This window comes from uncultured Megasphaera sp., assembly GCF_900539295.1.
Lineage (GTDB): Bacteria > Bacillota > Negativicutes > Veillonellales > Megasphaeraceae > Megasphaera.
In genome coordinates this window covers 1-24280 of sequence record NZ_UQBH01000002.1, presented here as the reverse complement: position 1 = coordinate 24280, position 24280 = coordinate 1, and the positions used below count along the sequence as shown (strand labels likewise).

Below are 24280 nucleotides of genomic sequence, written 5' to 3'. Positions count from 1 at the left end.
CATTTTATTATATTACATTTTTTCAGGAGCAGAAACCCCTAAAATAGCCAAGCTGTTGGCAATGGTAATGCGTACAGCCGTAACCAAGGCCAGCCGCGCTTTTTCCAAATCCTTATCTTCCTGGATGATGCGGCAGTGATTATAGAATGCATGGAACAAGCTGGCCAGTTCGTGAACGAAATGAGCGATGCGGTGCGGAGCCCGTTCACGAGCCGCATTCTGGATTTCTTCCGGGAATGCAGCCATCTTCTTAATCAAAGCCAATTCATAGTCATTGGTCAAGGTATCCCATTTGACATCGGACCAATCGCTGTTAAGCTCGACGCCGGCTTCTTTGGCCTGGCGATAGATGCTGTAAATCCGAGCGTGAGCGTATTGGATATAGTAAACGGGGTTTTCATTGCTGTGCGATTTGGCCAAATCCAAATCGAAATCGAGCTGCGTATCAAGGGACCGCATGATGAAGAAGTAACGAGCTGCATCGGTACCGACTTCTTCGATCAGTTCATTCAAGGTAATGGCCTGACCGGTCCGCTTACTCATCTTGACGGGCTTGCCGTCCCGGAAGAGGCTGACCATCTGCAGCAAGAGGACTTCCAGCTGATCCGTGTCGAACCCCAAGGCAGCCATAGCGGCCTTTACGCGGGCGACGTAGCCATGATGATCGGCGCCCCAAATATTGATCATGGTCTTAAAGCCCCGTTCATACTTATTCTTATGATAGGCGATGTCGGCAGCTAAATAGGTCGGAACGCCGTTGTCACGAATGACGACGCGGTCCTTGTCATCGCCGTAATCAGTCGACTTCAGCCACAGGGCACCGTCTTTTTCATAAATCTTCCCCCGGCCCTTCAGGACGTCACAAGCAGCCTCAATGGCATCTGGATGAAGAGTCCGTTCGCTGAACCAGTTATCGTAAGAAACGTTAAAATGCGCTAAATCTCGTTTCAGAGCCTTCAGTTTTTCAACATAGGCCCGGTCTTTAAACAAGTCAAGCCGTTCTTCTTCCGGCATGTCGAGGTATTTATCGCCGTCCTGGTCGATAATGGCCTGAGCCGTTTCGATGATGTCGTGGCCGTGGTAGCCGTTTTCCGGAATTTCCGACGGCCGGCCCAATAATTCCAGGTAGCGGGCATTGACCGATGCGGCCAAATTATTCATCTGGTTGCCGGCATCATTGATGTAGTATTCAGCCTGAACGTTATAGCCGGCTGCCCGCAGGAGGTTGACCAAGGTGCTGCCGTAAGCGGCGCCGCGGCCGTGGCCGACATGAAGCGGTCCCGTCGGATTGGCACTGACATATTCGACTTGGACCGAATCCTCCTCACGCAAAGGAGCATGGCCGTAAGCATCGCCGGCGGCCAGGATCTGTTTAAGCGTATCGTAAATGACGTCGTTCTTCAAAAAGAAGTTTATGAAGCCGGCACCGGCGATTTCAGCCCGTTCGAGCCAGGGATAATCCATTTCATCGACGATGGCCTGGGCAATGAGTTTCGGTGCCTTATGGGCGACGCGGGCCGACTGCATGGCGATATTGCTGGCAAAGTCGCCGAATTCTTTCTGCGGCGGCACTTCCAAGGCAACACTCGGATAGTCGCCGGCTGGAAGCGTCCCTGCATCAATGGCCTTATTTAAGGCTTCCGTAATCCCCTGCTTCAATAAATCCTTCATTTCCATTACGCTTTATCCTCCTGCACAGTTATGGTTAATTGAGTATACATGGAACTGATATCCTCAATATGGACGTCATAGCCCAGGTAAATCGTACCGATACCGTCCTGAAGATCGGTACGGCATTCATAGGTTTTCATCTTCACATCAAAGGTACCAACCGGTGTTTCATACTGGGAATGGGTCGTTTTCCCCTTATGAAATTCCTGACGCTGGCGAAGTTTCCCCAGACGCAACAATAAGACGGACCCTCCGGGTAAGACCTTAATGACCGTCGTAACGCCTTTCATTTCCGTCAGTTCGCTCTCTTCATAGACGATGTACTGGGTATCGTCTTTGATATAATACTTACCTTCGGAAACGAGCTCTATTTTCAGCTCTTGCCCTTCCGGGTCGCGTTGGATACTCTGTACACTTACTAAGACAGGTTTCAATGTATTCCACCTTTCCTATCACCAATCCAATGTTACTATTATATATCAAGTGCCGGGAAAAAGAAACACTTTTTTTCACTTCATTTCAATAAGAGTCGGCCAATATTTTTTAGGCATAAAATTGCGGCGAAGGGCCTCATTTTTCCGCGACGGGATGGCAATCGTGCGGTAATAGGTCTGCCAGACCCGTTCAACAGCTAATTCATCGGCCGATAATTCCGGAGCCGCCTGTACGTCGGGAATGGTAACCATGACCGGCGTCTTTCGATCATAGTAAACGCCAAAACCTCTGCCCGTATCGTGGAGAACCCAGCGCTCACCGGGAAAACGGCGGACAAAGTGCGGCGCCATGACCGGTATGACGCAGCACGTCGGCTTCAGCCGGCAGTAGAGCATACCGTCGGACAGTTCTTGAAAGCGGGCCAGCCCCAAGAGTTTATGGCGTTCGTTTCCCGTTTTCCGGGCCCATTGACGAACCTTCCAAATCGGTTCTTCACCGAGATGGCAGAGAAAATCCTTTTTATACCGAAAAGCCGTCCGTAAATAGGTCAACAGCGAAAGGCCCCGATCTTTCTGCTCGGCCAAAAAGGCATAGTAGAAATAATGACAGGCCTTGGGACCACATTGCAGCAAAAGGCCGTCAAGGATGCGCCGGGCCTTGCCGTCGTCCGTCGGAACGAAGCGTGACTCAGAAAAAAGCGATGCCTCATCGGTTTCCAAACAGATATCCTCGATCTGCGCCACGCCGTCATGCCAGCCGTCAAAGACAGCCGACAGGTATCCGAAAAAACTTCCATCGTATATATATATCATCGCAGTGCCTCTAAAATAAACTCATGGGCTCATAGGCAGACGGCTGCGTCTGTCCTGATAAAAGCATCCGCCGGACATAGGCCGGATCTGTCGAAAGGCCGTAATATTTTCCCTTGCAGGTAATAAAATAGCGGGCCCGTTTTAACACGACGCCTAAGCGTTTCAGACTGTCGTACGACAGGAAGGCCTGGCGGCGGGCAGCGCAGATGCGGCGCGCCGAAGTGACGCCAATACCGGGTACGCGAAGCAAATCGTGGTAAGAAGCCCGATTGACTTCAAGGGGGAAAACTTCCGGATGGCGCAGGGCCCAGCAGGCTTTCGGATCGAGGTCCAAATCGAAGTTCGGTGCCTCATCGGTCAAAATTTCTTCGACGTTAAACTGGTAAAACCGCAGCAGCCAGTCGGCCTGATACAGGCGATGTTCGCGAAGGAGCGGCGGTTTTACAATCGCCGGCAGATTTGAACCGGTAACGGCCGGCACATAGGCCGAATAATAGACGCGCTTCATCTCTACCTTGTCATACAGGGCCTGGCTGAGACGCAGGATCGTCCGGTCGCTGTCCGGCGTCGCCCCGACGATGAGCTGCGTCGTCTGTCCGGCCGGAACAAATGACGGCACCTTCTTGTACCGTTTCTTTTCATCGCGCCACTGGTCGATGCCTTCCCGGATATGCCCCATGGGAACGAGGATGTTCTCTTTGGTCTTCTGCGGAGCCAAGAGCTTCAGGCTCGATGACGACGGCAGTTCGATGTTGACGCTCAGGCGGTCGACGTAGCGGCCGAGCTCACGAATGAGGGCCGCACTCGTTCCGGGAATGCCTTTCATATGGATGTAGCCGTTAAACTTCTTATCGTCCCTCAAGATCCGGGCCGTTCGTATCAAGAGCTCCGTCGTATAGTCCGGTGAGCGATAGACACCGGAACTGAGGAAGAGTCCTTCGATATAGTTGCGCCGGTAAAAGGCAAGGGTCACATCGGCGATTTCCTCCGGCGTCAAGATAGCCCTTTTGGCTTCACGGCTCGTCCCATTGACACAGTAGGCACAGTCGTAGATGCAGTAGTTGGTCATGAGTATCTTCAAGAGGGATACACACCGCCCGTCGGCAGACCAGGTATGGCAAATGCCGCATGCCGCTGCATTCCCGATACCGCCGGCTTTATTGGCCCGATGGCTGCCGCTCGATGAGCAGGATACATCATACTTAGCCGCATCACTCAAAATATGCAGTTTCGCTTCAATCCGATCCCAATCCACCGTTACACCTCCCCCGTCAGGGACTCATCCTTTATATTTTTAAAAGAAACTGCCCGATGAAAGCATGGCTTCCTCAGGCAGTCCCTGTCCATTATAAATTCAAACCTTCACGCAGTTTTTCAAATATCTTCTGTTCGTCTTCCGTCAAATCACGGCCCAAGTCGATGTGCAGTTCTTCGCCGTTGCTGCGGGCCTTGTCCTGTTCGTGCTTGTCGCCGCTTTTGGCACTGTCGTCACGAATGATCATCGTACCACCTCCTATCATATTTTCTTTATTATACCACATCGAAGGGGCGTCCTAAAAGGAAAATGCTCCCATTTTCGAAAAAATGTTCGCCTATATGAAGAAAAAAAACTACTGCCACAGAAAGGCAGACTCTTGAGTCAGAATCAACTCAAGAATCGCCCTTCCATAGTGCAGCAGCCAGGTTTTCAGTCCTCTCGGCCCTTAGAGCAAAGTCTTGGGATCGGGATACTGTTCAATGCTTTCTGCCATTTTATCGGCTAATTCATCCATCAGGCATTCCTGATCGTCATGAAGAGACGATTTCAAATCCATCGTCGGTTCAAGGAGTTCGCAGCATTTAAATTCGTTTTCAACGTAATCTGCCATAGTCTTATACGCAGCCGAAGCCCAGCTGTGGCAGGCGACGATTCCGATGGTGCGCTTCTGGAACATGAGGGTCTTCAAGTCGTGGAGGAAGCTTTCCATGGGCAGGAAGAGATTTAAATTGTACGTCGGTGCAGCCAGGAGAAGGTGGCTGTATTCCCAAGCCTTCGCCGTTACGAAAGAAGCGTGGACTTTGGCAACGTCGTACATGCGGATATCGCGAACGCCGCGGCGGCTCAATTTATTGGCCAAGACGCAGGCAGCCCGTTCCGTATTGCCGTAAATGGAAGAGAAAGCGATGACGACGCCCTTCTTTTCCGGTACGTGCTGTGCCCAGTGCAGGTGTTTGTCCACGATGTACTTAATCGTTTCCGGCGTACGGAAGACGAAACCGTGGAGGGGGCAAATAACATCGATAGGCAGCTTGGATGCTTTTTTAAGGACGTTCATGACCTGAGGGCCATATTTTCCGACGATATTGACATAGTAGCGACGAGCTTCATCGAGGTAGTTTTCTTCAAAATCAGCCTGGTCGGCGAAGACGTTGCCGACGGTACCGAAGTGACCAAAGGCATCGGCACTGAACAGGACATGATCCGTTACTTCATAAGTCATGATGACTTCCGGCCAGTGAACCATCGGGGCTTTGATAAACTGCAGAGTGTGTTTCCCCAATTCCAGCTTATCCCCTTCGTTGACGACCATGTAGCGTTCCGGCATGGGATGGCGGAAAAACTGTTCAAAGAGCTTAAAGGTCGACGGCTGGCCGATGATTTTGGCTTCCGGATATTTTTCCAGAAGGGCCAGGGCCGAACTTGCGTGATCCGGTTCCATATGCTGAAGGACGAAGTAGTCCAGTTTACGGCCTTTGAGCAAGTATTCTACATCTTCAAGAAATTCGTCACGGCAAGACTTATCCATGGCATCGATGAGGCACGTCTTTTCATCATCGATGAAATAGGTGTTGTACGAAATCCCTTCCGGGAGGGGGAAGATCCGTTCAAATAATTCCGTCCGGAAGTCGTTGCATCCCATCCAATAGATACCGTTTTTAATTTCTTCTACACAATGCATATATGTATAACCTCCTTAAATAGTACCAGCACAGTTATGCTGTAATGTCAATTATCACGTTTCTATCATAACATCTTTTAGATAAATAGGAAATAGTATAAATGAAAAAACCTACCAAAAGATATCTATTATTTATTATTTTTATCTGTTTCCTGGCTGTCCCCGCTGTCAGAAGACGTTTCGCGATCTCCGGACTGACGGCTCTTTGAAGCATTAGAACGAGATTCACCGTCCGATTCTTTTTCATCACTATCCGCTGAGGCACGGCTCTTTCTTTCTGATTCAGATGCATCGCTGCGCTGCCGTTCCGGCGCTGCATTCCGAGTCACTGCCGGCACGGAATCGCTGATCGACTCGGCTTCCGATACGACGCTGTTGATGAGCTGTTCCAAGACTTCGCGGTCAGCCTGAGACAGATCGGCATTGCCGCTGATCATATCCCGGGCCTGCTGGGCCAGGCTCTGAGCCTGTGAACGGGCCGAACTGCCGCTGACAGCTCCGTCGCGGTACTGCCGCTTCAAGCTGCGCAGTTCGTTTGAAATCTCACTGGCTTTACTGCGAATACGAGCCGCTGCCAATTCCCCGCTGCGCTGTTTCCTGGCATCTGCTTCCTGCATTTTCCGATCTTCTTCACGATTTTCCAGGAGTTCTTCCTGCTGCTGCTCAGCGACTTTATCAAGGGAGGCCGTCGTGACGTGGGTGCCGACATAGTATTCATAGCCCATATACCCTAAGATGACGATAGGAATACAGAGCAGCATCATTTCCAACCGGCGCATCTGAGCTGCCCGCTTCCAACTGATGACGCTTTTGCGGCGATGTTCCATAATGAGGACGACGAGTAAGATCAGTCCGATTAAGAACAAGGCCATATAGATGAAGAGTTTATGCCAAACCGTGGCCTGCAGACTTATGGTCGTCGGCTGCGAATCAGATAGCTGCCACAGGTAGGTGCTGGCCTGATCATCGGCCTTATTGCTGTTGCTTTCGACCTGCGTACCGGACGGGAAGGATACCATGTATTCCAAATCGACGCCGTTTTCCGGCATAGGCGCACCCAAACGAAGATTCTGAATACTGTTGGCATCGAAATTATAATTGATATAATACGTCGAGGCAAACAGACCGTCATGGGTCTTATGGACGATGTGGTCGACAGAGCTTCGGCTAGCTCCGTCATTGGTAATGGTCTTCATAGCCCGAAAACCTTCGCCGTTGTCATTACTATAATCCATAATGGTATAACTGCGTTTTTGGAACTCATCGGCATCGGCTTTCAGGCTTTGCTGTCCTTCTGCAGTATCCGACACTTTCAAAACGTCCTGCGTTTCACTGCCATCGTCATGAATAATCGTCTGCGCCCGAAACCCCGATAAGAGGAAGAACGCAGCCAATAACATGACGGTCATAGCAAGTTTGGCAAATTTCGAATACCCTTTCATAAATTCCTCCCTTTCTGTCATTCTTCTTTTGGCGGCACCATCCCGGAATCGACAAGATGGGGCTTATCAAACAGGGATTGGCCGGCCTTATCGGCGCGGGCCTTATCCATGGCAGCTGCATTACTGAGCTCTTCTAAGGGAACGCCATTGACAAAAATCCCTTCGATCACACCTTCGCCCCGCTTGATACGGATGCTGGCGATGATACTGTCATCGGTGCGAAGACTATAAATACCGTCAGCCAGTTCCGGAGACAGGCGATAGCGGTCAAAGCCTACCTGAAACTGGACGCTGCCGTCTTTATAGGAAACAGCCGTCGCCCGCATATAATCCGTGCCGGAGTCGGGCTTTGACGCCGACGCTCCTTCGACTTTCATAATACCTGACGCGTCGCGTGAGATAGCCACATAAATCTGCTGCCCCTTTTCAGGCGGCGTTTCGTCACGCCAAGTCGTCGTATCTTCCGGGAATACGACGCGGACATAGTCGGTCCCGAAGGTAGAGATTTCTAACCGCGGCACAGCGCGCCACTGATAGGGAATCCCGTCGACAGAAATATTATGCCAGCGCCAGCCGATATAGGCCAGGGCGGCAAACTGGATAAAGACGACTAAACCGAAGGCCAGCCAGCGATAACGGCCTTCCGGTGAAAAAGAAAGATGTATGCCCTGCAAAGGTGGTGAAAATTTCATTCCGACTTGCCTCCTTGATGGGACCACGGCGACTGGGTAAAGTGTTTTTTGCGTTTCGGTTCCGGTTTCATATGACTCCACGGCGATTCAGTGACGGCCGGAGACTTTTCTTTCGTCTTTTCCTGAGGAACGGCCATCTGCTGCGGTACGGCTTCTGTTCTTTCACGAACGACTTGGCGCGGAGGCAGATCGTCTCGATCCGTACTTTCAGTCGGGACCGACAAGTTAAATACCAACGGGGGCGCCGTCTTATTTTCGGTCGCCGCCGGCATCGTTTCGGCCGTATCCGTGTCCCCGCCAAGACCCAACTCGGAAGGCGACGGGATGCGGATATCCTTCATCCATTCTTCCACCGTTTCATCCCGTTCCGGTTCGTCGGGAGCATACCACACGGGGAGCTCTTCTTCTGGGGCCGGTTCCTCCTCAAGAACGGCTTCATCATTGCGGATACGAGCCGCCGAATGGCGAAGTCGTGCCCGACGCGAAGCCCGCTGAGCCGCCGAGGTTTTATCTTTCTGAGTCCGTTTGAATTGGAAGATAATCAAGGCCAAAATGATGATGGCCAGAATCGGCGCCAACGGTGAAAAATGCGTGCCAAAGACGAAGGACAGGACTAAGCTGATAAAGGTGACGACACCAAACTGCATGTGCGCCTTGTGGTCCGGCTTAAAGCCCTGAGCCGTTTCATAGACAGCGATGACGACGATGTACAGCGATGAAAGGATCAAAGGAATGGACGAATAAAGGGCCGACCGGACGAGGAGCGTTTCAAAGGCCAGGATAACCGGAATTGCCAGGTACAGCACCGGTCCCCACAGCCGTTTTTTCACGGTTTTAGCCATAAGTCCTGCCATGATGACGAAGAGCAGGACCGTTACCAAATCGGTCGTCCAATGGAAATCCTGAACCTGAGCCACACCATCCCAGGAAAAAGGCAAGCAGGAAACGAGGAGCGAACCGACGGCTGCAAAACGGCCAAACCAGCGGAAAGGCACGCCCCACGACTGGTGAATATCGATGGAGTAGCCGACCAGCATAATGGTAACAGCCAAACTGCCGGAGAGCAGGAAGGAAATGTATTCCGTCGTCCTGGCTGCCAGGCCAAAGGCAATGAAGACGGTAATCGTCATGACCCACGAAAAGACAGACAGACGCCGTTCATCGCGAAGATTAATTAAGGTATTATAGAAAGGCACGGCCAACAGCAGGAGCAGCCACAGCAGGGCAGTCCCGCCAAAGGTGTTGATAGGACCGCCGGCAGCCGTCCAATAGAGGATCGACACGTCGTAGACGATAAGGGCCGCAACGGAGCACAAAAGGTAGACGACAGGCAGGCACAAGATGGCACAAGCTACGACATAAGCCGGCACATCCCAGCCGATATAAAAGGTCTGTTCAGCCATGGCCATGACGACAAACACACCCAGACAATGGATGAGGGCAATGCCGTCAGCAGCCACTGACCCCTGGCGCTTCTGAAACATGGCCAGTCCTACGCCGGCCTGAGTCACCAGCAACAGCACGCTGGCCAAGGCCATGCGGGCCGGAACCGATACATAGTACCATAATTGGGAAAGGCCCCAGATGACGGCCATAACAACGGCTGCAAAGCCCAGGGCCGATAAAAACGCATATAAAGGCAGGGGCGCCAAAAGAGAAGTCCTTTGTTCATCCCTGCCGTAAGATTTTCGTATTTTTTCACGGGCTTCTTCCGTAATCCAGCCTTTAGAAACCCAGTCAGTGACCTTGTGGTCCAACCATTCATTGGTATTCCGTCTCATACTTGCCTCCCAGGCGCCATCCCGGAACGAGGCACTCCGGGACCCTTCGTAATGTGATATTTCAGGCAGTCCTAAAAAAGCACACCTGTCTATTCAGTATATCACAAAATGACTCTTTTCCCTATGGCATCCGCCAAATTTTTACATATTCCCAAAAGAATAAATTGCCCGTAACCGTCACGAGTGAAACGATTGACCCCTTTCACGTAGGGCACGAAAAAAGGGCCTCCGGGAAAATCCCAAGAAGACCCTTTAGCCAGCCTGCGGCAGGACAAGGCCATTAAGGCATTGCGTCACCGTTTATTTTACGATTAATACGGGGCAGACCGAATGAGTGACGACATAACTGCTGACAGAACCCATGAACAAGCCTTTCAGCGGTCCGAGGCCGCGGCTGCCCATGACGATCAGGTCGGCATTAAATTTTTTGGCTACCGACAGGACGGCAGGACCTGGCGAGCCGACTTCAAAGACGCTCTTGACTTCGATGTTCTGAGGAATGGCCTTGGCAAACTCATCGAGAATGCCTTTACCTTCTTCTTCCATATCGAGTGCAACCTGTTCGGTTACATAGCCGCTGGCGTTGGGAATCTGATCGAAATTAGAAATAACCGATACAATGTTGGCAACATAGACCAGCGTAATCATAGCGCCCAAGGATGATGCAATGACGACGGCATGTTCCAAAGCCCGTTTCGAATTGACCGAACCGTCGGTCGGAACGATGATGTTATTATATTGCTTCATATGAATCCCTCCTTATAATGCCTTGTCGTTAAGTATATATTCGTCACCCCCTTAGCAGATTCCTGCCTGGCAAAAAAATTATTTAGAAAAAAAGAGCCTTATTTTTAAAAGCACAAATTGATCTCAGCCTAAATGACATTAAAAAATGTAAAAATAGAGTATAAACTTTCATTTTCTTATGATATAATGTTAATTATAGCATACTTAAATTTACTTTTTTGTAATGATTAAGAAAGGTGGTTTTTATGACACACGAACTCGTAAGTGCGACCTTACCCGTATGGAGCATTATTCCCTTTGCCGGGATGCTCCTATCCATCGCCATCGTCCCCCTCGTCCGACCGGAGTGGTGGGAAAAACACATGCTCGGCGTGGCTTTTGCCTGGTCTTTATTATTCCTTATTCCCTTTGCAGTTGCTTATGGCATCGGTGAGTCATGGTTCCGCCTTTTGGAATCGGTACTCCTCGACTACATTCCCTTTATCGTGCTTCTCCTGGGGCTATTTGTCGTAGCCGGCGGCATCGCCGTCCGGGGCACCCTGGCCGGAACGACGAAGGTCAACTGTCTCCTCTTGTTCATCGGTACGGCACTCGCCAGCTGGATCGGCACGACCGGTGCCGCCATGCTGCTCATCCGGCCGATGATCCGAGCCAACGCCTGGCGTAAGAATAAAGTACACCTCATGGTCTTCTTTATCTTCCTCGTTGCCAACATGGGCGGCTGCCTGACGCCGCTTGGCGATCCACCCCTGTTCATGGGCTTCCAGCGCGGTGTTCCCTTCACCTGGACCTTCCACCTCCTGCCAATTCTGCTCTTGAACTTGGTCATCATGTTCGCCATCTTCGCCTTAATGGACAAACATTTTTATAATAAAGAAATAAAAGAAGGCCGCTCTCCTCATGACGCTTTGGCCGCCGGCAGCAAAGAGCCGATCAGCCTCGAAGGAGCTCATAACCTGATTTTCATCGCCATGATCATCATCGGTGTTTTGGCCAACGGTCTCCTGCCGGAAATGCACCCCTTCTTTGCCAACGGTGCCGGCATCCACATTTACGATGAAATCGTCTTCCCCTATGCAACCCTGGCTGAAATCATCATCATCTTAGCGGCAGCCTTCCTTTCGATCAAAACGACGAAAAAATCGACGCGAGACCTCAACGAATTTACGTATGCTCCCATTATCGAAGTTGCCAAACTCTTTATCGGCATCTTCGTCACCATGATCCCTGCCCTGATTCTGCTTAAAGCCCACGGGGCTGAATTGGGCATGAACAATCCCTGGCAGATGTTCTGGGCTACCGGCGCCCTGTCGTCCTTCCTCGACAACACGCCGACCTACTTGGTATTCCTGCAGACAGCCGGAGCGCTTGGCGCAACGGAAGGCATTACGACTTCCGTCGGTACAGTCTCTCAAATCATGTTGGAAGCTATCTCGGCCGGTGCCGTCTTCATGGGCGCCAACACCTACATCGGCAATGCCCCGAACTTCATGGTTAAGTCCATTGCTGAAGAAAATAAGATCAAAATGCCGAGCTTCTTCGGATACATGGGCTGGTCTATCGCCATCCTCATCCCGGTATTCATCATCAATACCTTCGTTTTCTTCTTATAAGAAAAAAGGTTATAAAAAAGCAGGACTGTTCGCAGTCCTGCTTTTTTACGTCTGACCAAAAAAATTTCTCATCCATAAAGCATAAGGGTAAAACAAAAGGCGCCGCACGATGTGCGACGCCTTCTTTGGTGATCCATCCGAGATTCGAACTCGGGACACCCTGATTAAAAGTCAGGTGCTCTACCAGCTGAGCTAATGAATCATGGCTGGCAGGGGTAGCTGGATTCGAACCAGCGCATAGCGGAGTCAAAGTCCGGTGCCTTACCACTTGGCTATACCCCTATGGGGCGAGTATAGGGATTCGAACCCTAGCATAACGGAGCCACAATCCGCCGTGTTAACCACTTCACCATACCCGCCATATAAGATTATCTGCCGTAACGACGCCGAATCAGCGTCGTCAACGTAGATAATCTTACCATGACTCAATTACAAAGTCAAGTATTTTTTACATTTAATCACAAAAGAATCGCGACCTAAAAAGCATAGCTGCAAAATACGCGTAATCAGCGGTCAGCTTTTCCGTACAGCAGATCCTTTACGAAGTTCGGCAGGACGAAGGCGCTCTGCTGAATTCCTTCATTATAGTAGCGCGTCGGGAAGGTCCGCTTGCGATTGGGCGTCCACTGCAGGGGATCGTATTTTTTCGATCCCATCGTAAAGCAGTGCATCCCCGACGGATAGAGCGGGATGAAAGCTGTGTACAACCGGGCGATGGGGAAGATATCCGAAACGCAGTCAAACACGTCTTTCACCAGCTTTCCGTGCATGAAGGGCGATTCCGTCTGCTGGACAAAAATGCCGTCATCTTTCAGTGCCTTAAAGGTATCCTTGTAAAAATCATAGGTGAAAAGGCCTTCCCCGGGTCCGACCGGATCGGAGCAGTCGACGATGATGACGTCGTAATAGTTTTCAGCCTGGCGCATAAAGGCGATGCCGTCGCCAACCGTTACGGTCAGTTTGGGATTTTCTTCCAACATAGCCTTTGAAATCTCCGGAAAATATTTTTTAGACAGTTCGATGACCTTGCCGTCGATATCAACCATGTCCACCGATTCGACTTCAGGATGACGAACGGCTTCCCGCGCCGAGCCGCCGTCACCGCCACCGATGATGAGAACCCGTTTGGGATCAGGATGCAGGAACAGGGGGATATGGACGATGCTTTCATGGTACATGAATTCATCCTTGATCGACGTTTGAAATACACCGTCTAATACCAGCATGCGGCCGAATTCTTTCGAATCGGCAACGATGATATCCTGAAAATCAGAATGGCCGCGATAGAGAATATCCGAGGCTTCCGTCGTCAGGTCTAAGTAAGGGGACTGATGTTCCGTTATAAATTTTTTCATAGTATACTCCTTAGTAATAGCCTGTTTTTATCATATTCCGATAGTGACTTCATTTTAGCATATTTAGCATCGTTTGTCGCAGCGCATTTCATGATTTCTAAAATGATATCGATTTCTTCTTAATAAGAAAAATCCTTTGTGTCACCCCCTTACAGAATAAAGGGATTATGGTACAATATAAAGTAGACTTTTTACATATAGTCTTTATTATAAATAAAATTTTTTAAAGAAAGAGTCGGTTTATAAACCGATAGGGTGACAAAACATGAAGAATCTCTTACACATCGGCATTGACATCGGTTCGACGACAGTAAAAATCGCTGTTCTCAACCATGCCAAACAATGCCTGCACGCATGCTATGTCCGCCACTATACGGATATACGCCAGAAAGTTTGGGATTTACTCCAAAACGCCTATGAAATCTTTGGCGACCGTGAGATCACCATGGCCATCACCGGTTCCGGCGGTATTGCCCTGGCCGACTATTTGCACATCCCCTTCCTGCAGGAAGTCATTGCCGGCACGAAAGCCGTCCGGACGTACTACCCGCAGTCCGATGTCATCATCGAGCTGGGCGGTGAAGATGCAAAGATCACCTACCTCACCGGCGGCAATGAACACCGCATGAACGGCAACTGCGCCGGCGGAACGGGTGCTTTCATCGATCAGATGGCAACCCTCCTCGACACGGAAGCCAGCGGCCTGAATGAACTGGCTAAAAAGTCAGATACGATCTACCCCATTGCCGCCCGCTGCGGCGTCTTTGCCAAGACCGATATCCAAGCACTCTTAAACGAAGGGGCCAGCAAGGAAAACGTCGCTGCCTCGGTCTTTCAGTCCATCGTATTCCAGACTATAACGGGACTTGCCTGCGGCCGTCCTATCAAGGGCACGGTCTGCTTCCTCGGTGGCCCGCTGACGTATTTATCGCAGCTGCGCGAACAATTCGCCAAGACCCTTCACTTGACGCCGGACAAGGTCATTGCCCCGGAAAACGCTCAAGTATATGTCGCTATCGGCGCTGCCCTTGGCAGCATGAACACCAAGCCCGTGTCCTTCATGAATCTCATGGGACAGCTTAAGAACGTCGACGAATCGACGCTGGCTAAATCAGACCGGGTAGCCCCCCTCTTTAACAGCCAGGCCGAACTTGACGAATTCCAAGAACGCCACAGCCGACATACCGTGCCGCACGGAGATCTCGAAAGCTACAGCGGTCCCTGCTATCTCGGCATTGATGCCGGCTCGACGACCATTAAAGCCGTCGTCTTGAGCGAAGACATGAAGATTCTCTATTCTCACTATCAGAATAATGAAGGAAGTCCCCTGACAGCCGCTAAGAAAATCGTAGCCGCCGTCTATTCCCGCCTGCCCAAGGGTGCCTTCATTGCCAAATCGGGCATCACCGGCTACGGCGAAGCCCTCCTCAAAGAAGCCCTGCACCTGGATCTTGGCGAAGTCGAAACGATTGCCCACTATCAGGCAGCCTCGCATTTTTGCCCGGATGTCGACTTTCTCCTCGACATCGGCGGTCAGGACATGAAGTGCAGCCGCATCAAAGACGGCCACATCGAGGACATCCTGCTCAACGAAGCCTGCTCGTCGGGCTGCGGCTCCTTCCTCGATACCTTTGCCAAATCGTTGAAAATGTCCATTCAGGAATTTTCTAAGGCAGCACTCCTGGCCAAGAGTCCCATCGACCTCGGTTCCCGCTGCACAGTATTCATGAATTCCAAAGTCAAACAGGCGCAGAAAGAAGGTGCTACCTTAGCCGATATCTCTGCCGGCCTGTCTTACTCGGTCATTAAAAATGCCCTTTATAAAGTTATCAAAGTCAAAGACCCTGCAAAACTTGGCCAGCACATCGTCGTCCAAGGCGGTACATTTTACAACGACGCCGTCCTCCGGGCTTTTGAAAAGCTCTTGGGCCGGCAGGTCATCCGCCCTTCGATTTCAGGCCTCATGGGTGCCTTCGGCATGGGCATCATCTGCCGTACAGCCTATCATCAGGACCACGCCGTATCGACCATCGTCGACGAAAAGTCCTTGCAGGACCTGAGCATCACCACGTCGATCCGTCACTGCGGCCTCTGCACCAACAACTGCTTGCTGACGGTCAACACCTTTAACGACGGCCGGTCCTTCATTACGGGCAACCGCTGCGAACGCGGAGCTGCCGGCTCGACGACGGCCCGCAAGAAACCTTTGCCGAATATGTATAAGATAAAATACAATCTTCTTTTCGGCTATAAACCCCTTGTCGACGCGCCGCGCGGCACGATTGGCATCCCGCGGGTCCTCAATATGTATGAAGACTATCCTTTCTGGTTTACCTTCTTCACCAAGCTCGGTTATTCCGTTGTCCTGTCCGATCCTTCTTCGAAAGGGCTCTTTGAAAAAGCCATGGATACGATTCCGTCCGATTCGGCCTGCTATCCGGCCAAACTCGTCCACGGCCATATCGAAAACCTCCTTCAAAAAGGGGTCGACCGCATCTTCTATCCGTGCATCCAAAACGGCCCGCAAGAAGGCAGCAAGGACAATACCTTCAACTGCCCCATGGTCATGAGCTATCCGGAAGTCATCCGCAACAATATGGGTGAACGACTGGCTGAAACCAATACGCCCTATCTCTGCCCCTTCCTGCCCCTCCACGACAAGAAGCGGATTGCTAAGCGCCTCATTGAAGAATTGAAGGCTTGGAATCTGCCGGACCGCGAAATCAAGCAGGCCGCCATGGCAGCCTGGGAAGAAGAAGAGGCTTACAAACAGAAGGTCTACAACCTGACCCAAAAGATTTTAGACGACCTCAAGAAAACAGGACAGCGGGCTATCGTCCTCTGCGGCCGCCCGTATCACGTCGACCCGGAAATCAACCACGGCATCCCGGAATTGATCAACAGTCTGGGCCTGGCCGTTCTTACGGAAGACGGCGTCGCATCCTTGTCGACCTTTGACGGCAATCTCCGCGTCGTCGACCAGTGGTCGTATCACTCCCGCCTTTACCGGGCAGCCCAGTACGTCACTCAGCATCCGAACCTCGAACTGGTAGAGCTCAATTCCTTCGGCTGCGGCCTCGACGCCATCGTCGCCGATCAGGTACAGGATATCCTGGCCCACGGCCACAAGATTCACACCCTGCTCAAGATCGACGAAGGGTCGAACCTCGGCGCCATCCGCATCCGACTGCGCTCCCTGCTGTTCGTCATGAATCATCGTCCGAAAGAGGATTACACCCTCGAACCCTATTCTTACGAAAAGACGATTTTCACCAAAGAAGACGCCAAAAAGAACGTCATCCTGGCTCCGTCCATGACGCCGATCCATTTTCCCATGCTCATGTCGGCCTTCGAACACGAAGGCTATCACGTCGAGCTCTTGCCCCATCAGAACCAGGAAGCCATCGACACGGGCCTGGCCTATATCCACAACGACGCCTGCTACCCGGCTATCATGAGTCTGGGCCAAATCCTCACGGCCTTGAAGTCAGGAAAGTACGATCTGGACCATACGACGGTCATGATTTCCCAGACCGGCGGCTGCTGCCGGGCCACGAATTACATCGGCATGATCCGCAAGGCCTTGAACGACGCTAATATGTCGCAAGTTGCCATTCTGTCCCTCAACATGAAGGGCATGAACAAGCAGCCCGGATTCCAGCCGGGACTCGGCTTCTGGCACCGCCTCATCATGGGCATGATTTACGGCGACGCCCTGCAGCAGGTCTTATACCGCACACGGCCTTATGAAAAGGTCAAAGGTACGGCCGAAGCCCTGTTCCATAAGTGGCAGAAAAAATGCACTCAGCAGCTCAAAAAAGCTGACTTTAAATCCTTTAAGCGCAACCTTCGCGACCTCATCGACGAATTCGATCACATCGAAATGAGCGAAGAAAAGAAACCGCGCATCGGCCTGGTCGGTGAAATCTACGTCAAGTTCCACCCCATCGCCAACAACCACATCGTCCGCATGATTGAAGAAGAAGGCGGTGAAATCATCGTCTCCGGTTTGGCCGACTTCTTCCTCTACGGTCTGCTCGACGACCAGTTCCGCCACAAGTACCTCTCGGGCAGCTGGAAAGACGCCTTATTCAGCAAAACCGGCGTCCGCCTCCTCGAATGGTACCGCAAGCCTTACGAACAGGCTGTCGCTAAGAGCCGCCACTTCGATCCCATTACGTCGATTTACGACATTGCCGACGAAGCCAAGAAATTCTTGTCCCTCGGCCATGAAGCCGGTGAAGGCTGGTTCCTCACAGGGGATATGATCGACCTCATCCATCGCGGAGCCAAGAACATCGTCTGCCTCCAGCCCTGGGCCTGCCTGCCCAATCACGTCACGGGCAAGGGCATGATCAAGACCTTGAAAGCGGCCTTCCCTGAAACGAATATCGTCGCCATCGACTACGACCCCAGTGCCAGCTCGGTCAATCAGACGAACCGTCTGAAATTAATGCTGACCACGACTTTTGAAGGCATCCGGGAAACAGTCCAGGAAGACACCAAACCGGTTCTTCCCTTCATGAGCGGCGTCCGCATCAACAGTTCCCTTGAAAAATAAATAAAGCCATCACAAAGAACGCCCTTCCATGATATACAACATCATGGAAGGGCGTTTCGTTGTCTTTCAGAATATATCCCTCAAACCTTCTTATGCTTCATGGCCTGATAGAGTTTTTCAGCCGTAATGGGAAGGTCGCGGACCCATACGCCTGTCGCATTGTACACAGCATGGGCAATGGCCGGCGACGGCGAATCGATGACCAGTTCACCGATAGATTTAGCACCGAAGGGACCGTTCGGTTCATAACTCGGTTCAAATTCAACGTTGACCGGTCCGACATCGAGGCGCGTCGGCAGGCGGTACTGCATAAAAGAGTTGTTCTGCAGACGGCCGGTCGGCGAATACTGAACGTTTTCAGTGAGGGCCATGCCGATAGCCTGGACGATGCCCCCTTCAGCCTGAACGCGGGCCAAACTGGGGTTGATGACCGTACCGCAGTCGATGACGGCGTCGTATTTCAAAAGGGTGATATGTCCCGTTTCGGGATCGACATCAATCGTCGCAGCCCCAGCCATATAGGGCGGCGGACTGGTCGGCGAATAGCACGATTCCGTCGCCTCGAGGGCAATGCCATTCATGAACATGGCTCCGTTTCCGAGATCGCGAACGGTAATCGATTTACCGGACTCCAGACTGGTAATGGCCCTGCCGTCAAATTCCAGGTCGTCCAAATCCGTATCGGACAGCCCCAATTTAATGGCAGCCAATTCTTTCATCCGCCGAATCAAGCTTTCACAGGTCTTGACGACGGCATTGCCCGTCAGATACGTCGTAGACGAGGCATAAGAGCCGCTGTCATAAGGGGACGTATCGGTATCGACGCCGTCAGTGACGATGTCGTCGACAGAACACATGAGGCATTCGGCAGCAATCTGCGCTAAGATCGTATCGCAGCCGGTCCCCATGTCGGTAGCACCGATATGGAGCGTATAGAAACCGTCATCATTGACTTTTATCGTAACTGAGGCCACGTCGACGTTAGAAACGCTGGAACCCTGCATGGCAATGGCCAGCCCCACCGATTGAATATGACCGTTAGGCAGTACTTTTCGCGGCGAGGCATCGTCCCAGCCAGACATGGAAACGACGCGTTCCAGACACTTGTCGAGGGTGCAGCTGAGAGCTGTTTCATTAAAATAGGCCGGCAGGACCTGATTTTGGCGGACCATATTCTTAAACCGCAGTTCCACCGGACTCATATGAAGGGCTTCAGCCAATTCGTTGACCGCCGTTTCTAAGGCAAAGAGCCCCTGTGTAGCCCCATAGCCGCGGTAGGCTCCGGCCGCAATAGTATTGGTATAGACACAGGTATAGCTGAATTGAAAGGCCTCAGCAGCGTTATACAGAGGAATCGACTTGTGTCCCGACAAGGTAACCGTCGTCGGCGTATGTTCGCCATAAGCGCCGGCATTCCATAAAGAATCGAGGCGAATGCCGCGGATATGGCCGTCTTTCGACGCGCCGAGGACGACGCGAATCTGCGATTCATGGCGCGGCGTCGATACGGTCAGCGATTCTTCCCGGCTGTAAACCATATAGGCAGGCTTACCCGTCAGCCAAGCGATGAAGGCCGGGTAAACTTCCATGACGACGGTCTGTTTCGAACCAAAGCCGCCGCCAATACGCGGTTTAATGACCCGTATCTTGGATTTCGGGATTTCCAGAGCATGAGAAACGACGCGGCGCACATGGAAGGGAACCTGGGTCGAGCTGACGATGGTCAGCCGCCCGAAGGCATCTTTATAAGCATAAGCCCGGAAGGTTTCCATAGCTGCCTGCTGGTTCTGACGAGTATGATAGGTTCGGTCGATGACGACGTCTGACGAAGCCAGAACGGCCTCAATATCACCGTGGCTGTCGCAGGCCTTGGCGACGAGGTTGCGCTTGTTGTCACCGCCTACGTCGACTAAGGGCTTCCAATCATCTTCCGGATGGACGACGATATCGTTGTCCAAGGCCTTCGTAAAATCGAGGAGCGGTTCCTGGACTTCATATTCGACGCGAATCGCACGCAGCGCCTTGTCTACAGCCGCTTGATTCGTTCCTGCTACGAGGGCCACGGCGTCACCGACAAAACGGATCTGTTTATCCAAAATAAGGCGGTCGTAAGGGCTCGGTTCCGGGTAAGTCTGACCGGCAATGGTAAATCGCGAATGAGGCACGTCGTCAGCCGTTGCGATACAGACGATCCCCGGTATTTTTTCAGCAGCGCTCTTGTTAACATTTTTGACGATGGCCCTGGCATGGGGGCTTCGAAGGACTTTGACGATGAGGCAGTCCTTAGGCATGATATCTTCCGTATAGACAGGCTGGCCGGTAATCAACGCCTGAGAGTCCTTTTTGGCCACGACCTTATTGATTGCTTTAAATTCCATCACGACCGGACCTCCTTCCCCTTGGCCTTGAAATATTCCTTAATGGCCCTCATGTGGCTCATATAGCCCGTACAGCGGCATAGATTGCCGGATAAAAATTCCTTGATTTCGTTTTCCGTCGGCGAATCGAAGCGACGGACCATGGCCAGAACGTTCATGACGAAACCGGGATTACAGAAACCGCACTGATCGGCACCTTGACGGCCCATATAGAAGGCAAATTCTTTGGCTTCTTCCTGGAGTCCTTCAAGGGTTGTAACCTGACAGCCGTCGATACGGACAGCTAGTACGGCACAGGACAGGACGGGAATTTCATCGACCCAAACCGTACACAGGCCGCAGTTCGTCGTTTCACAGCCGCATTTTACACTATAACAGCCCTGGCTGCGGAGAAAATCGTAAAGCATCGTCCCCGGTTCGATATCAGCCGAGCCTTTTTTTCCATTGAGCCAATACGTAATAAGCATCAGACATCATCTCCCATCGTTTGGGCCAGCAGGCGCCGACATAAGACGGCAGCCATAGCGTGGCGATATTCTGAAGAGCCGCGCAGGTTAGTTTCATAGGTCACCATGTCGGCTAATTGCTGTCCGGCCTGTTCATAGCCCAGGGACTTCACCGTATCTGCGGAAAGGCTCATGACCTCGGCTCTTGCAGGACGAGCCCCGATAGCACAACGCACTTCCTCTCCGGCCACATGGACAGCAGCCGCGATGATGGGAAAATCCGTCGCATTAAGGCGAAGGGATGCATAGGCCGTAGAGCCGCTCTTTTTCGGAACGATGACATGGGTTACGATATCCTTGCCGGGTCCCTTCTTTCCAAAATCAGCCAAGCTGATGCGGCCGCCCTTATACAAGTCAACTTCCGCATCCAGAGCCAACAGCAGTGTCCAAATATCGGAGAACCCGAACCGGCCGCTGACGCTGCCGCCGATAGTCGCTAAATTACGGAACTGGGTCCCGACGATATGGCACACCGCTTCTTTGACAGCCCCTTTTGTATAGGACAGGAGTCCCTCATGGCTGCCAAAAGCGCCGAGGGTCACCATGGCCCCGATTTTAAAGGAATCATCCAGCTCTTCGATCACATCGAGTCCAAGACCTGACAGATCGATGGCCTGAGCAATGCGCCGCTGAGGCGACAAGCGGAGCCAACAGCAGCCGCCAAGGACGACGGCCCCTCGGCCTTGATTTAATTCCCACGCTTCCTCGAGGGATGCCGCCTTCGTATATTGAACAATATTCATAAAAAGACCTCCTTACTAAGGTAGAAAACTGGGCAGCCCTTACAGGCGAAACAGTTTCTCTGTATTGGCTTTTGCCCGGATTTTCAAATCTTCGACGGAAACATTCATATACTCAGCCAGGGTGCTGGCAACATAGGTAATATTATTGGGGACGTTAGTCCGCGGCAAGTTAAATCCGCGCGGCGTCAAATAAGGAGCATCGGTCTCTAGGAGTACCCGATTCAAGGGAAGGACAGACACGGCCTCGCGAAGGGGTGCTGCCCTCCGTTCATCACAGATCCAGCCGGTGATGCCGATATAAAACCCCATGTCGAGCATGCGCTCCAGTGTTTTCTTATCGCCGGTATAGCAGTGGACGACCGACTTCGGGCAGACCTTTTCATGGCCTTTAAAACAGGCTAAAAAGTCGTCTCCGGCATCGCGTTCATGAAGAAACATGGGTTTATCCAGTTCTTCCGCCATGGCAATCAGTTTTTTAAAGAAGTAGATTTGATTTTCTTTTTTAGAATACATGCGGTCATAGTCAAGACCCGTTTCACCGACGGCAACGACCTTCGGATTCGTCGTAACGATGCGCCGTATTTCTTCCAAATCCTTCTCTGTCGCAGCGTCGGCGACATGAGGATGAATGCCGGCCGTACCAAAGACAGCATGTTTGCGGACAAAGGCATCGACCAGCTTGTTTTCCCGATCTTCAGAGCCTGTCAGGATGCAGCAAATGCCATCGGCTTCGGCATCGGCAATAATCTTCTCCGGATTGGGAAAAGAACGGGTAAATAGGTTAAGCCCAATATCGTAATAGGTTATATCCATTCCAATACACCTCGTAATAAGTTATCACCTTTATTGTACCAAAAAAGGGACGCCTTGCGTAGCCTGTCAGACCGTCTCATGCTAAGAGCTTTTGGTAAAAGACTATTAAAATTACGCTGAAAAACGACGCGATAATAAAAACAGGGCCTGTGAACAGGTTCGTCACAAGGCCCTCTTTCCGTCACGCCACGGTATCAAACGGAAGTCTGCAAGGTTTCCGTTATCGTACTATGGATAAGTTTTGCATATGCTTTTGTCCCTTCCGTATTGGGGTGAATGCCGTCATCGGTCAACCAATCGGGATGCTTCTGGATCAAATTATACCAATCAATAACCGTAACATTGGAATGTTCAGCTTGGATTTTCTTTAAATAAGCATTGTTGCTTTCCTGCCACCCCGTACTGGGGCAATATACATTGACCCAAAAAATTTGGCGTTTCGGGCCAAGGTATGACAACAGCGCTTCCGTTTGCGCTTCATACTGACCATCGAGGGGACCATTGGTTCCTAAGGCGATTAAAACCACATTCCCCAGCCGATTCTCTGCCTCCATGGCTTCAGCAACCTCCACGCCGGCGCCGACATATCGCGATACCTTGGCATCGATATAGCAGTCAGGAAGTGTCTTTTTCAGCTCCATCGCCGAGCCTAACATGACCGAATCACCAATGCAGGCAATGCCGTTTAAATCAATCGCTTTCTCCAAAACGACAGGTACAGATTGGCTTGTCTGCTGTTCGTTCAAGGCCTTTGAGTTTTTCTCTAACCTGGCTTTCAGTTCACCGGAATCAGCCGCCTTATACGCTGCCGATTCATAAATCCCCTTGCAGCCATATCCCATCATGGTAAATCCCGGCAAGGACAGCAGAAATACGAAAAAGATATAAATGACCGACCGTCGAGGTATGATGGGCAGTTTCGGCAATGCAGAGATACATCCCACCAAAATATCCGACCATACCGCCAGCAGAACGATGACAGCTATTTCAATAATCGGCATGGCATAAGGCAGCTCCATGCCAAAAAAATTCGTATTCATATTCCACTTCATGTACTGGAATAAAAAAATGACAGGATACTGCCAAAGAAAGATACCGTAACTCTTCTTGCCGATCCAGCGAAATACCGGCAAATCAAGAACCTGGCCAATTCGTAACTCCCTGTCAACGGTGATGGACAGCATCAGGCAAAACAGCAGGGTCATGAGCAGCATGCCTCCCTGGTAGGTGAAAGGATCTTGCCCATTCATTAAAAGATAGGCAGCCACAGTGATTCCCAAGAGAAGCAAGAACAGGACACATTTAATCGGCTTTAACCAATCTTGTCGGAACTGGCTAAAGGTAAAATTATCATGATACAGCCCCATGGCAGCCCCTAAAATCAAGGCATAGATGCGGGTATCCGTTCCATAGTAAAGACGGGTGACGTCCATACCGGGCTGATACATGAAGGGCATGAGAAGGGATGCGGCCAGTCCCAAAAATGCCGTGACGACGATGGCAATTCGTTTTCCGTACACTTGGGAAATACCGACGAAGAAAATAAAATATAGGGGCCATACCACATAGTACTGCAGCTCAATGGCTAAAAACCATAGATGCGTAAAGGGTGACTGATTGGTAAGGCGGGTAAAATAATCTGCATTTTGTGCAATTTGCCACCAGTTGTTGTAGCCGAGCAGGATAGATACGATTTCCGTGCGGATGGCTGAAATAACCTTAGGGGCAAAGAAAGAAGGCTCTTTGTCAAATATTGGGGTGCCAACTAAATCATCCACCGCGAATGGACGTG

General features: G+C 51.3%; 18 protein-coding genes and 3 tRNA genes. 2 read left to right on the top strand and 19 right to left on the bottom strand.

Annotated features, from left to right (window positions below; genetic code table 11):
* Positions 1 to 12: 12 nt before the first annotated feature.
* The 10 genes from argS to QZQ46_RS00760 form a co-directional block, all read right to left on the bottom strand.
* On the bottom strand, positions 13 to 1677 hold the full coding sequence (gene argS / locus QZQ46_RS00805) for an arginine--tRNA ligase (RefSeq protein WP_296826067.1): 1665 nt from the start codon (positions 1675 to 1677) through the stop codon (positions 13 to 15).
* Positions 1677 to 2105: a DUF1934 domain-containing protein gene (locus QZQ46_RS00800; protein ID WP_296826066.1), complete on the bottom strand. Its 429-nt coding sequence runs from the start codon at positions 2103 to 2105 to the stop codon at positions 1677 to 1679. Before QZQ46_RS00800 ends, argS begins: the two co-directional genes overlap by 1 nt.
* Positions 2106 to 2180: 75 nt before the next feature.
* Positions 2181 to 2918: a TIGR03915 family putative DNA repair protein gene (locus QZQ46_RS00795; protein ID WP_296826065.1), complete on the bottom strand. Its 738-nt coding sequence runs from the start codon at positions 2916 to 2918 to the stop codon at positions 2181 to 2183.
* Between the two features lie 10 nt (positions 2919 to 2928).
* Positions 2929 to 4173, bottom strand: coding sequence for a putative DNA modification/repair radical SAM protein (locus QZQ46_RS00790; RefSeq protein ID WP_296826064.1), 1245 nt, complete (start codon positions 4171 to 4173; stop codon positions 2929 to 2931).
* 91 nt (positions 4174 to 4264) lie between these two features.
* The gene (locus QZQ46_RS00785; RefSeq protein ID WP_176698824.1) at positions 4265 to 4420 is read right to left on the bottom strand and encodes a hypothetical protein; all 156 of its coding nucleotides are present in this window, start codon (positions 4418 to 4420) and stop codon (positions 4265 to 4267) included.
* A gap of 201 nt (positions 4421 to 4621) precedes the next feature.
* Positions 4622 to 5857, bottom strand: coding sequence for an FprA family A-type flavoprotein (locus tag QZQ46_RS00780; RefSeq protein WP_296826063.1), 1236 nt, complete (start codon positions 5855 to 5857; stop codon positions 4622 to 4624).
* 128 nt (positions 5858 to 5985) lie between these two features.
* Complete coding sequence (locus tag QZQ46_RS00775; protein ID WP_296826062.1) at positions 5986 to 7299, bottom strand: hypothetical protein; 1314 nt, start codon at positions 7297 to 7299, stop codon at positions 5986 to 5988.
* Between the two features lie 17 nt (positions 7300 to 7316).
* The gene (locus tag QZQ46_RS00770; protein ID WP_296826061.1) at positions 7317 to 7991 is read right to left on the bottom strand and encodes a hypothetical protein; all 675 of its coding nucleotides are present in this window, start codon (positions 7989 to 7991) and stop codon (positions 7317 to 7319) included.
* The gene (locus tag QZQ46_RS00765) at positions 7988 to 9772 is read right to left on the bottom strand and encodes a DUF2157 domain-containing protein (protein ID WP_296826060.1); all 1785 of its coding nucleotides are present in this window, start codon (positions 9770 to 9772) and stop codon (positions 7988 to 7990) included. The genes QZQ46_RS00770 and QZQ46_RS00765 overlap by 4 nt, the downstream gene beginning before the upstream one ends.
* Before the next feature lie 300 nt (positions 9773 to 10072).
* Positions 10073 to 10519 (bottom strand): universal stress protein, encoded by a 447-nt coding sequence (locus QZQ46_RS00760; RefSeq protein ID WP_296826059.1) that lies wholly within the window; start codon positions 10517 to 10519, stop codon positions 10073 to 10075.
* A gap of 245 nt (positions 10520 to 10764) precedes the next feature.
* Here QZQ46_RS00760 and QZQ46_RS00755 point away from each other — a divergent pair, with 245 nt between their 5' ends.
* Positions 10765 to 12132 (top strand): sodium:proton antiporter, encoded by a 1368-nt coding sequence (locus QZQ46_RS00755; protein ID WP_296826058.1) that lies wholly within the window; start codon positions 10765 to 10767, stop codon positions 12130 to 12132.
* Between the two features lie 126 nt (positions 12133 to 12258).
* Here QZQ46_RS00755 and QZQ46_RS00750 read toward each other — a convergent pair.
* From QZQ46_RS00750 to speE, 4 genes are all read right to left on the bottom strand, one after another.
* Positions 12259 to 12334 (bottom strand) — tRNA-Lys (locus QZQ46_RS00750).
* Between the two features lie 5 nt (positions 12335 to 12339).
* Positions 12340 to 12414, bottom strand: a tRNA-Gln gene (locus QZQ46_RS00745).
* Position 12415: 1 nt separating this feature from the next.
* Positions 12416 to 12491 (bottom strand) — tRNA-His (locus QZQ46_RS00740).
* A gap of 147 nt (positions 12492 to 12638) precedes the next feature.
* Positions 12639 to 13487, bottom strand: coding sequence for a polyamine aminopropyltransferase (gene speE, locus QZQ46_RS00735; protein ID WP_296826057.1), 849 nt, complete (start codon positions 13485 to 13487; stop codon positions 12639 to 12641).
* A gap of 265 nt (positions 13488 to 13752) precedes the next feature.
* Here speE and QZQ46_RS00730 point away from each other — a divergent pair, with 265 nt between their 5' ends.
* Complete coding sequence (locus tag QZQ46_RS00730; protein WP_296826056.1) at positions 13753 to 18048, top strand: 2-hydroxyacyl-CoA dehydratase; 4296 nt, start codon at positions 13753 to 13755, stop codon at positions 18046 to 18048.
* An 80-nt stretch (positions 18049 to 18128) separates the two neighbouring features.
* On the opposite strand, the gene QZQ46_RS00725 is transcribed toward QZQ46_RS00730, so the two are convergent.
* The 5 genes from QZQ46_RS00725 to QZQ46_RS00705 form a co-directional block, all read right to left on the bottom strand.
* Entirely contained in the window at positions 18129 to 20426 is a 2298-nt protein-coding gene (locus QZQ46_RS00725) for a xanthine dehydrogenase family protein molybdopterin-binding subunit (RefSeq protein ID WP_296826055.1), read from the bottom strand.
* Entirely contained in the window at positions 20426 to 20893 is a 468-nt protein-coding gene (locus QZQ46_RS00720; protein WP_296826054.1) for a (2Fe-2S)-binding protein, read from the bottom strand. The genes QZQ46_RS00725 and QZQ46_RS00720 overlap by 1 nt, the downstream gene beginning before the upstream one ends.
* The gene (locus tag QZQ46_RS00715) at positions 20893 to 21675 is read right to left on the bottom strand and encodes a xanthine dehydrogenase family protein subunit M (RefSeq protein WP_296826053.1); all 783 of its coding nucleotides are present in this window, start codon (positions 21673 to 21675) and stop codon (positions 20893 to 20895) included. The genes QZQ46_RS00720 and QZQ46_RS00715 overlap by 1 nt, the downstream gene beginning before the upstream one ends.
* A gap of 39 nt (positions 21676 to 21714) precedes the next feature.
* On the bottom strand, positions 21715 to 22488 hold the full coding sequence (locus QZQ46_RS00710; protein WP_296826052.1) for a TatD family hydrolase: 774 nt from the start codon (positions 22486 to 22488) through the stop codon (positions 21715 to 21717).
* A gap of 194 nt (positions 22489 to 22682) precedes the next feature.
* Positions 22683 to 24280, bottom strand: a 1598-nt coding sequence (locus QZQ46_RS00705) for an acyltransferase family protein (protein ID WP_296826051.1), incomplete at its 5' end; no start/stop codon positions are given.

Excerpts from the sequence above, each read along its gene's own strand:
- QZQ46_RS00715 (WP_296826053.1), bottom strand. The coding sequence starts at position 21,675 with ATGAATATTGTTCAATATACGAAGGCGGCATCCCTCGAGGAAGCGTGG.
- QZQ46_RS00730 (WP_296826056.1), top strand. The coding sequence starts at position 13,753 with ATGAAGAATCTCTTACACATCGGCATTGACATCGGTTCGACGACAGTA.
- QZQ46_RS00795 (WP_296826065.1), bottom strand. The coding sequence starts at position 2,918 with ATGATATATATATACGATGGAAGTTTTTTCGGATACCTGTCGGCTGTC.
- QZQ46_RS00770 (WP_296826061.1), bottom strand. The coding sequence starts at position 7,991 with ATGAAATTTTCACCACCTTTGCAGGGCATACATCTTTCTTTTTCACCG.
- QZQ46_RS00775 (WP_296826062.1), bottom strand. The coding sequence starts at position 7,299 with ATGAAAGGGTATTCGAAATTTGCCAAACTTGCTATGACCGTCATGTTA.
- QZQ46_RS00785 (WP_176698824.1), bottom strand. The coding sequence starts at position 4,420 with ATGATCATTCGTGACGACAGTGCCAAAAGCGGCGACAAGCACGAACAG.
- argS (WP_296826067.1), bottom strand. The coding sequence starts at position 1,677 with ATGGAAATGAAGGATTTATTGAAGCAGGGGATTACGGAAGCCTTAAAT.
- QZQ46_RS00725 (WP_296826055.1), bottom strand. The coding sequence starts at position 20,426 with ATGGAATTTAAAGCAATCAATAAGGTCGTGGCCAAAAAGGACTCTCAG.
- QZQ46_RS00780 (WP_296826063.1), bottom strand. The coding sequence starts at position 5,857 with ATGCATTGTGTAGAAGAAATTAAAAACGGTATCTATTGGATGGGATGC.
- speE (WP_296826057.1), bottom strand. The coding sequence starts at position 13,487 with ATGAAAAAATTTATAACGGAACATCAGTCCCCTTACTTAGACCTGACG.
- QZQ46_RS00760 (WP_296826059.1), bottom strand. The coding sequence starts at position 10,519 with ATGAAGCAATATAATAACATCATCGTTCCGACCGACGGTTCGGTCAAT.
- QZQ46_RS00710 (WP_296826052.1), bottom strand. The coding sequence starts at position 22,488 with ATGGATATAACCTATTACGATATTGGGCTTAACCTATTTACCCGTTCT.
- QZQ46_RS00755 (WP_296826058.1), top strand. The coding sequence starts at position 10,765 with ATGACACACGAACTCGTAAGTGCGACCTTACCCGTATGGAGCATTATT.
- QZQ46_RS00765 (WP_296826060.1), bottom strand. The coding sequence starts at position 9,772 with ATGAGACGGAATACCAATGAATGGTTGGACCACAAGGTCACTGACTGG.
- QZQ46_RS00720 (WP_296826054.1), bottom strand. The coding sequence starts at position 20,893 with ATGCTTATTACGTATTGGCTCAATGGAAAAAAAGGCTCGGCTGATATC.